The sequence below is a fragment of the Roseivivax halodurans JCM 10272 genome, assembly GCF_000521785.1.
Classification (GTDB): Bacteria; Pseudomonadota; Alphaproteobacteria; order Rhodobacterales; family Rhodobacteraceae; genus Roseivivax; species Roseivivax halodurans.
Genome location: NZ_JALZ01000065.1, coordinates 1 through 9,310 on the forward strand (window position 1 = coordinate 1; position 9,310 = coordinate 9,310).

Below are 9,310 nucleotides of genomic sequence, written 5' to 3' on the forward strand. Positions count from 1 at the left end.
CTTCGGCGCCGACGTGATCCACGCGAGGGCGGACCTCGACGAGGCCGCATATCACGTCCACGCGGTCATCATGCCGCGTGCGACGGTCCGGCATATGCGCGAGGGCAAACTGCTGAGCGAGCGCAGGATGCTCCAGCCATCGGTGCATCCGATGATCGCCAACTACGAGGCCGCTCAGACGAATGTCGGCGAGTGGTTCTCGAGCATCGGCCTCGTGCGTGGGGAGCGCCGCAAGGAGGCATGGCGCAATGCCGTGCTCGCGGGCGAGACGCCGGAGCCCAAGGTGCAGCACAAGCGGACCCGCAAGTGGCGCGAAGAGCAGGACCAGAAGCGGGCAGGGGAGCTGGCCGGCTTGCAATCCGAGCGCAAGCAGGTGGCCCGCCAGTCGGCTGCGGCGGAAGAGCGTGAACGCGAGGCTGACGAGGTGCTGTCCTATGTCGATGCGGTCGTCGACGGACGTATCGATCCCGAAGAGATCGATACGCCGGCGTGCGACGCCGATACCGCCACGCAGACCACGACGCCCGGCCGGATGCAGCGCGCGCGAACGGCCTTCCGGCGCGCGTTCGGCGCCATGCGCAAGGACGCCGCTGTGCGCGAACGTGCCCGTCTCGAGAAGGCGTTCTCCGCGGCGCTCGATGGTGTGCGCAAAGCGCTTGGGCTGCTCGGCAAGGCAGAGCGATTGCTGCCCCGGGATGCGGCTGAGCGTCTGTCCCAGCTGCGAACTGCCGCACAAGAAGGTCTCGACCGCTCAACGCTGGATTTCGCGCGCGAGACCGTTGCGCAGGATCGACCGACGCCAGCCCGTACACCGCCTGGCGCTCCGAAGGATGGCCCGCGGGAGGACTGATTTCACCCCGATCGAAGATTTTCGGGCGACCTCGTTTCCGAGCCAGTTCGATCGATCCCCTCTTCTTTGTAGAGGCAATGAGGCCTCGCAACCGTCCACCGCCAGCAAAGGAGTACCCCGATGGCCGACGACAACATCAACCCCGATCCCGAAGGATCGAAGCCGACCGAGGTGGCGCCGCCGCGCCGCCGAAAGCGGCGCAAGAAGGTCGCCTACGATCCGTCGAGCGAACGCGCCCGGCGCATCAAGGAAAAGCACGAGCGCGACCTCGCCATGGAAGTAGCCCGTCAGGAAGACAGCGCGCGCAAGCGCCGCGCCGTCATGGCCGAGCTGCTCGAAGCCTGGCTCGACGAGGTGGACGACGCTGCCGCCGGCACGTTCCTTCTCGACCTGACGGAATACGCCTCCGTCTCGGAAGAGAAGCTCCTCTCCACGCACCCGCGCTTTCCCGGGAACGCGTGACGCGCGGGCGACAACGCCGAACAGATGAACGAGCGATACGGGGTGCGGGTTTTCCGCGCCCCGTTTCCGCATGTTTCCTGCAAACCTTGGTCTTCCTCGGGCAGACGCCAGATGACGCCGTACGCGCCGCCGGATCTTGGATCCTCGCATATGGCGGCACGGGCTACGGCGAAGCTACACCCCGGCCGACCGAAGTAATTGAAAGATTTCGGTGGCGTCAGGCTCCCGCAACCAACTTCCGCGAAAATCGCAGAACCACGCACGGCGCCGAGATCCTCCGGCGCCGATTTGCGTAGCATCTCCAGCAAGTTGCCCTCGATGGTCAGGCGATGCGCCTTCGCCTCTTCGTCCCAATCGACGTCGATCCGGTCGATCAGCTCATGCAGCTCGTCGGCCGCGCGTCCGACAACGCTCTCCTCGGACAGGCTTGCCGCCAGGTTCCCGACCATTTCCTGATAGAGCTCGGGCAGCCCCTCGGGCAGCTCGATGTCCGGCGGGACGATCTCGTCGCGGGAGGCCGCGAGGCGCGTGAGGTCGGCATCGATCTTCTGGAGCTCGGCGACGAGCGACTCCGAGCCCAGCCCCTGCTTCGCCAAAGCGACCAGATTGCGTTGCTCCACCGCCAACTGCCGCACCCGCGCGTCGTGAAGGCGCAGCGTGTCCTCCGCGGTGCCTTGCTCTGCCTTCAGCTGGTGATGCACGCGGTCGCGGAACCGGGCGTAGGCCTCCGGCTTCATTAGATCAGCCCGCAGGGCCGACAGGACCAAGGGCAGGGCGACGCTCTCCCTGAGGCCCCGGAAGCCCGTGCAGACGCTCGAGCCCTTCTCCTTGGCGTCGGCGCAGTAGTAGGTCTTGTATTTGCCGGACCCGGCGACGGTCATCCGGCCCTTGCAGCGTTCGCAGTGGAGCAGCCCCGACAGCAGATACTTCCGGCGCCGGAGCGTCTGGCCCGAGGACAGCCGGTTCCGGTCCGTGGTGGGCACCTTGGACCGTCGCTTCGTCTGCGCCGCCTGACGCGCCTTCACGGCGTCCCAGAGGTCCTGATCGACGATCCTGAGCTCCGGCACCTCGACGATATGCCACTCGCTCTCGGGGTTCAGCGTCGAGCGCTTCTTCTCGGTCTGGTGATGCTTCGTATAGGACAGGCGGTTCCAGATGCGGCGCCCGACATAGAGCTCGTTGTTCAGGATGCCGGTGCCGCGCGCGGCGTTGCCGTTGATCGTGTTCTGCTTCCAATGCCCCGACGATTTGCGCTTCGAGCCCACGGACGGGGAGGGGATGCCCTCATCGTTGAGGCGGCTGGCGATCTTGATGGGCGAGACGCCGGCGGCGTAGTCGCGGAAGATGCTCCGAACGACCGCGGCTTCGATCTCGTCGATGGCCAGGGTGCCCTTCACCGGGGCCCCGCGCTCGTCGGTGCCGGGGCGGTATCCGTAGATGCGGCCGCCGCCGCTCAGGCCCTTCAGCACCTTGCCCTCGATGCCGCGGCGCACCTTGTCCGAAAGCTCCTCGAGGAACATGGCGCTCATCATCGACGAGAGCCCCAGCGTGAGCGCATCCACCTTGCCGCGCCCGACCGTATGGACCTCGACACGCGCGGTCTTCGCCGCCTTGTAGAAGCCGGCCAGATGCTCCTGATCGCGGGAGATCCGGTCGAGGGACTCCGCGAGGACGATGTCGAAGGTCCCTTGGTGAAGCGCATCCTTCAGGCGCGTGAAATCCGGCCGGGTCCGACCCGCCGTGCCGCTGACTGCGCTGTCCGAGAAGCGCTCGACGATCGTCCAGCCCTGCTGTCGGGCGTAGCGCTCCGCCTGACGGAACTGGTCCTCGACCGACATCGGGTTCTGCAAGTCGGTCGAGTAGCGGGCGTAGAGCGCGACCCGGCGGGGGGCTTCGAGGGAAGAGGTCATTGTCGGATCTCCCGGGCGGCGTAGAGGCTGTCGTCACCGGCCGCTTCGGCGCCGTCGGCCTCTCTTATAAGGGCGTCGAGATTGACCCCGTGCTCGGCGAAGCACAAGTCCGCCCCGTGCTGACGGCAGAACCGGGCGAAGGCCCGAAGCCGCTCGGGATCGCGCGAGATGCGCGACAGATCCGTTGCGATTACCGCCTGCGCCTCGCCGCTTGCGATACGCTCCCGCAGAATGGTCAGGCCCTTGGGCTCCGTTGCCCCGCCGGCGCCGTTATCGACGACGATATCGAGGACGCGCCAGCCCCGCGCTTTGGCATGATCGGTGCAGAGCCTACGCTGCTCGGCGATGGCGGCATCGCTCGAACGGGCCGCGCGCAGGTAGAGAAGGGCGGTGGTGTCAGTGGTCATGGTCGTCTCGTGGTCGGGCTGTGGCGCGCACGGCGCTGTTGAATTTTGTGTCTCAGGAGAACGAGGACATCGTATGGCCGCAATCCCGAGTAGAGTGGAAACATCGCGTCAGGCGTTGCGTCCTTTGCCTCCCGCTCCTGCGAGAGCTTGCGGACTGCGGCTTCTGCGAGAAGGTCGATCAGTCTGTCGAGCGGCATCGGCGGAGTCCTTTCCTGTTCGGGCAATGAACAACCGACACGGCGGACGCCCACCCGAGTCCCCGCACACAGGTGGCCGAAAAGCGCCCGCGGGAGATCCCCGCGGGCGCGTCTCGTTCAGCACAGCAGCAGCGCAGCGTGCACGAGCAGCAGCAGGACAATGGCCACTCTCAAAAAGCGAGTGGGATTTCGGCGAATCACAGCTCGCCCTCTGTGGTAGCAACGGGACATCACGATTACCCACAATGAAAGTTGAGTGTTCCGCCTGAGATCCACATTCTTCATTTCGGCCTGTGGATGCGGTCAATAGCGTTTTTGTGGGTCGATTGCTCCCTCGTAGTTGTGGCAAATTCCGTTACGGGTTCGCTTTAACTGGGTTGCGGTGAATCGCCGCTCTCGATATCCGAAGCGTATGATAAGATTTAAGTTTGTCCCAAGGCGAAGTCACGCGATGGCAAAGAACTTTAGTTGACTTCGCCAGCGGTCAGTTCTTTCTATTTACTCTTCCGCACCCGCAAGCTGTTGTGCAATGTTTCTCAGGCGCTGACCGAGAACGTCTGCGCGCGTGAGTTCCCCGCCAGCACTTGACTTTAGGTAATTTCCTGTTTGTTGGACCCGATTTACTTGGCGTTGTAAGCCGGTGTTATGAAGTGGACCTGCCAATAGAACCTCGTTGAGCCGGTCCAAGGAGCTTTTGCTTCGGTGAGCGAGATTGTTCCGAACGGCGATTACGACATCCACTACAGCGCGATCCGGGGCGCCCAACTGAATAAATCGCTGCCGGTGTCTTCGGAGAGCCATTGTGTGGCGCGACGTTCAATCTCTCTATAATCTCGGAAAGAGTCGTTCCGGCCGTCGGGATCGAGTATACCTCGTAACTCCGGCACAGTCAGGTGCCTACGCTCCTTTATTTCGCCAAAATGCTCAAATGTTGCGTGGGCTTTTTTACTTATCCTCAAGTGGTCTTCTAAGCTGTTAGTCAAGTGTTCCATTACCCTTGAGCAATCCCTGTTGGCATATGCGAAAATTAGGTCGTTTATAAATCCCTCGAACATTACGCCAATCGAGAGCGCATAGTTTTCAGATGCAATTTTACGCCTACTTGCTGCTTGAAAAGCTTCCCAAGTTTCCTCATAAAATATAGACTGTTCGTCGAGTTGGTCGCAAAAGTCGCTAAAAACGCCCAGTGGGTCTATTTTTCTCATATCGCTCCCATCATCACTTCTGTGCGCTGGCTAGCGTAATACGACAAGTAAGTCCTGGTCAGCCCATATTTTGCAACTTATGACCCTATGACAAACTCGCGATGGACAGACGAATGGCGCGCCGGCATCGTCGTAGCAGCGACGGAGCATTGGTCGCCGGCGCGCCGGCTGACGGGTGATCCAGTCCCGCCAGCGGGGCCATATGGGCCCTCAAGGGCGGCGCCCCGTTGTGGGACGCCGTCGACTTCAATCCGGATGCAGGAGCTGAAAGCTCAGTCGGATCGCTTCGGCGAAGCGAAGCGCCTCCCGAGCCGCGTCATAGAGCCTCTCCAGGGGAGGCAGTGCGGCTTGAAGCGCTTCGGCGGCCGGGCTCGGCGCCGTGCGCGTGTCGAAGGCCACCGTGCAGCCGATCAGCTGGTCGCGCGGAATGGGCACCTGCTCATTGGTCGTTCCGGCGGCGATCGCGGTGCGCATCTCGCCGAGGACGGCATCGATATAGAAGTGCAGGTTCGGATCGATCCACTCATCTACGTCCAGCGCGACGATGAGATCGTCGACGACGTTTCCGGCGCTGTCGGAAAGGTGCGGCCGGACACGCGTCAGCAGGTGGCTTTCGATGCCCTGCATCCTTTGCAGGAGGATGCTGGTGAGGTCCACCTGCTGCTCGAACAGGGTCCGGGAGACGGCGTCGCTCATTGGCTCACCTCCTTCCTTGCGGGTTCTGTCGGTCGTGGAGTTCGGTGCTCCATGGCGCGCGGCCGACGAAGCCCACCTCGCCGCCGCGCCCGGCTGTCGGCCGCAATGTCGGCCTCGGCGTGGATGCGGCCGCGTACCGCATTCATGTCCTCGAACGGAGCACCGTCGAGACGGCCGAGAACGGCAGAGCCCGTCGCCCGGCATATGGCGAAGCCGCTGTGGGTCAGCGGCACCAGCAGGCGGCGCGCTCCGACGAAGCGGGTCGGCTCATCCAGCCCGGCGGGGAGGTATTCGTCGCGGCGGCGGACGTGAATCTCGTAGCCGACGTTGGACCGCCGGCGCGAGGTCGTTCCGTAGGCGAGAAGGGCGTAGCGCTGGTCGTCTCGCGTCTCCACGTCGAGGACCAGGCAGGGCCGGGCCTTCGGCTGTCCGGTGCTGGCTTCTTCCGCGAGGGGAAAGCGGAAGGAGACGATGTCTCCGTAAGACAGGTGGTCCCGCCAAGCGGGCGTCATCGTGAGGGTGGTGGTGGTCGTGTCGAGCATTGTCGGCTCCTTGATGGTGGATGTCCGACGCGCGTGATCTGTCCCCTTTCTCCTATTGGCCGGGGCCTTCCGTCGTGCGCGTCACAAGGCGCGCGCACGGCAGAAGGGGCTGGCCGTGCCTTTTTGGTCTGCGTTGTTCCCTGTCCTGTCGGGAGAGCGTCGAGAGGGTGTCCCTTTTGACCCCGTCTGGGGACGAGCGGAGATGGGTTCGGGAAGAGGTGGGGAACGCTCTTTCCGGGAGCGGGGGAGGTTCGGAGGCGAGCGCGGAGCGGCATCCTCCGGGAGCAGGGGGTCTTGGGGGAGTGCGGAACGATGACCCAAGCCCGTCGGGAGACGCCAGGGGGTGCAGGGGGAGTGGCGAACGACGACCCTGCCCTGGGTGTCCAGAGGGGCGGCGCGCTCTCTGGTCCGGCTGAAGGCCCCCGGCGGGTTCGGGAGGGCGGAGCGTCTCCCGAGCGGCGCGTCAGCGGCGCCGGGGTCCGGGGGCGTCAGCCCCCGGCGAACGACAGCTGGAACGCAGGCCCGAAGGGCCGGAGTGCCAGCTGATTAGTGAGTAGGTTGATACGCAGAGTTGTCTTCAATCGGAACTCTATTCTGTCCTCGAAAAGACGTCATTGTAAATGTCAAGCAGTAGTCCGATCATAGAAACATAGATCCTCGTCCAATTCTCGATGTCATTTTGCTCGCTAGCTTGAGCCGGCCTGTAGTGAACTAATTTGTTTCTTAGTTCGTATATAGCGCGGGCTGCCTTTTTCGAGAGAGTTCCTTCGGAGTGCTTTTCTGGCGAAATCGCGGATATAATATTCTCAAGGTCGCCATGCGATGCATGCCTTAGAAGCTTCTCAAGGCTGCTTTCCTCTCGAGGATACCAGCCAGTAGACAATTCCATGGCTTTAGCCACGTGCTGCCAGTCGTGCTCAATCGAAAGCCTCCGGGCAAGATCAGTTGCACTGGAGTATGAATAGAGAACCTCAAGGCACCTATATAAAGCAAGGAACAAGCTCCCAGGGTCCGTGTCGAAAATTGACCGGCATATTACCGGGTAGGGCAAGAGTTCTGGATTAAGGTCGGCGAGGATTTCGAGGTGATCGTGTAAGTCTGGATCTGAAATATCACTCATGGCAAGGCGTTCGCCAATGCACATTCTAAAGAAGTAATTCCAAGGATTTTCGATGGCTAGCCGAGATTTAAATACTCGAATGCTTGGGAATAGCCTCTCAATTTGATCTCGTCCATGTCCTGTGTAGCCATCGGTCCTGCTATCATGGAGGTCTACATATTCTTTTACTTCATATGGTGTGGCTGTGACCGGAGGTGATAGTTCCGCTAGGACAGCAGTTAATAGGCCGGAGTTGTTTTCTACTTCTTGTAGGTCAACGCCTTCGGGCGCATTGGGGAAGCCCACTGTGATGACATACTCCTCGCTATCAAGCTGAGCGCGAGCTACAGATCTGACCCGCGTTAACTGCGTGCGGGTTGTAAATTTTAGGTGGTCGTGATAGTGCTTTTCCTTGCTATTTGTTTGGAGCCATCTCTTCTGGCCAGATGTTTCCAAGACAACTGATTGCTTTCGGCAGTGTTCGTCGATACGAGTAAAAATCGCAGAATTGGACTCAATTCGGTTTCTTGACATCAAGCTGCACGCCAGCAGGGCTCCATTGACGGGACATCGAAGCCCTCTTGTATCAATACAGCAAAAGCTTCAGAGAAGACTGATCTTTCATATCGTCCAACCTGACCAACACGTTTGTCGAGAACCTCATTAAGTACAGGCAGCGATAAGAACTCCCCGAGTTTCTCGGGCCCTAACTCTTTGAGCATTGACGTGAACTGTTCGGTGCGGGCAACGATTTTCTGAGTTCGTTTTGCCCTCTCCTCTTGGGAACGTTCCATACCGGGGCGGCCGATGATATAAAGAGAGGCTGCAACGATTAGGCCCACGCGAGCGGGCTGGCCGTCGAATAAGTTCCGGCCTTTTTCGAAGCGACCATCGCCAGCTCCATCAAATCTGCTGAACGCTATGTCAATTGTGGCAAGCATCTTAAGGACGGAGTAGAATTGATCCTGAAAGTCTTGGCTGGACAAGTTGTCGACGAAGTCCAATTTAGAAAATTCATCTGACAGCGCTTCTTTCGTATCGACTGACGTTTTTCGTAGTGAGAACGCAGTATAGAGCTCTACAAGGTCGTCGGACCGGTATTCTGCTGGAGCTACACGTCTGCCTCCGGTTTCAGGTGTAAGAATTCGACTTATTTCTGGAACATTGCTTCTTATTTCTTGCATTAAGGGTTCGAAGACAATGGAAAGCTGTCGACTTAGCGTCCAAGGTACTTGTCCAGAATTAAGTATGAGCATTCTGTATATGAGAGGTCGAACGGAGTCTGCAATCCAAAGCTCGACTCGCATGTCGCGTTCGAATATATTATCATCCCGCTCGCAAGCATCAATTATGGCTTGAGTTCGCTGCATTCCGTCAATAATAGAAATTTCATTAGGGGATAGTTTAGTGAAAAGGTCGCGAATTGTTGTTTTTTCGTCGGGATTAATTTTTTTGAATGTCTCTTTTGAGACTGTAATGCCAATCACTGGCGCGGGAAGTATGGCGCCGCGAGTAATGTCGGCGACCATGCGTTCCCGAATTCTTTTTGCTGTGGTGGTTCGGAGCACTTCACGTTGGCCCGCAATCATCCCTTTTCTCGCGTGCGCTTCTCCAGCAAGCTCTAAATAATCTTTGATGGAGACTCGTGCGAGCACTGAAAAGCAGCCTGTGCGTTCATCGCGTAACCAGTCCATGTAGTTTATGCTCTCCCAATTTTTTAGCTTCAATATTACAGAACAATCCGTTCGACAATGGCTGGGATGCTGGGCAGCTATGCTTCCGGGGCGCATTAGTCTTCCAGACGTGATCGACCGAACTCCTGAGCTCTTGTGCTCAGGAGATCACCGATGGACGGTTCAAACATCAAGACAGACTACCCCGTGGTGCTGCGGTTCGAGGGGCTCTACCCGCATCAGCTCGGTGCGACTTCGCCCAGGCGACG

The 9,310-nt window shown here is 60.0% G+C and carries 8 protein-coding genes; 1 reads left to right on the forward strand and 7 read right to left on the reverse strand.

The features are described from left to right. Positions 1-850, forward strand: an 850-nt coding sequence (locus tag OCH239_RS23205; RefSeq protein ID WP_037267129.1) for a plasmid recombination protein, incomplete at its 5' end; no start/stop codon positions are given. A 287-nt stretch (positions 851-1,137) separates the two neighbouring features. Here OCH239_RS23205 and OCH239_RS20445 read toward each other — a convergent pair. The 7 genes from OCH239_RS20445 to OCH239_RS22980 form a co-directional block, all read right to left on the reverse strand. Further along, the gene (locus OCH239_RS20445) at positions 1,138-3,222 is read right to left on the reverse strand and encodes a recombinase family protein (protein WP_084782740.1); all 2,085 of its coding nucleotides are present in this window, start codon (positions 3,220-3,222) and stop codon (positions 1,138-1,140) included. Then, positions 3,219-3,629 carry a recombinase family protein gene (locus tag OCH239_RS20450; RefSeq protein ID WP_037267131.1) on the reverse strand — a complete coding sequence of 137 codons (411 nt, stop codon included), beginning with the start codon at positions 3,627-3,629 and terminating at the stop codon, positions 3,219-3,221. The genes OCH239_RS20445 and OCH239_RS20450 overlap by 4 nt, the downstream gene beginning before the upstream one ends. Positions 3,630-4,566: 937 nt before the next feature. Next, complete coding sequence (locus tag OCH239_RS22970; protein ID WP_157578010.1) at positions 4,567-5,031, reverse strand: hypothetical protein; 465 nt, start codon at positions 5,029-5,031, stop codon at positions 4,567-4,569. A 246-nt stretch (positions 5,032-5,277) separates the two neighbouring features. Beyond that, positions 5,278-5,727, reverse strand: a complete 450-nt coding sequence (locus OCH239_RS20460; protein ID WP_037267133.1) for a hypothetical protein — start codon at positions 5,725-5,727, stop codon at positions 5,278-5,280. Next, a complete protein-coding gene (locus tag OCH239_RS20465; protein WP_037267135.1) occupies positions 5,724-6,269 on the reverse strand; it encodes a hypothetical protein in 546 nt (181 codons plus the stop codon). Before OCH239_RS20465 ends, OCH239_RS20460 begins: the two co-directional genes overlap by 4 nt. Before the next feature lie 589 nt (positions 6,270-6,858). Then, positions 6,859-7,674 (reverse strand): hypothetical protein, encoded by an 816-nt coding sequence (locus OCH239_RS22975; RefSeq protein ID WP_157578012.1) that lies wholly within the window; start codon positions 7,672-7,674, stop codon positions 6,859-6,861. Between the two features lie 227 nt (positions 7,675-7,901). Continuing rightward, entirely contained in the window at positions 7,902-9,062 is a 1,161-nt protein-coding gene (locus tag OCH239_RS22980) for a hypothetical protein (RefSeq protein ID WP_157578015.1), read from the reverse strand. Positions 9,063-9,310 lie beyond the last annotated feature (248 nt).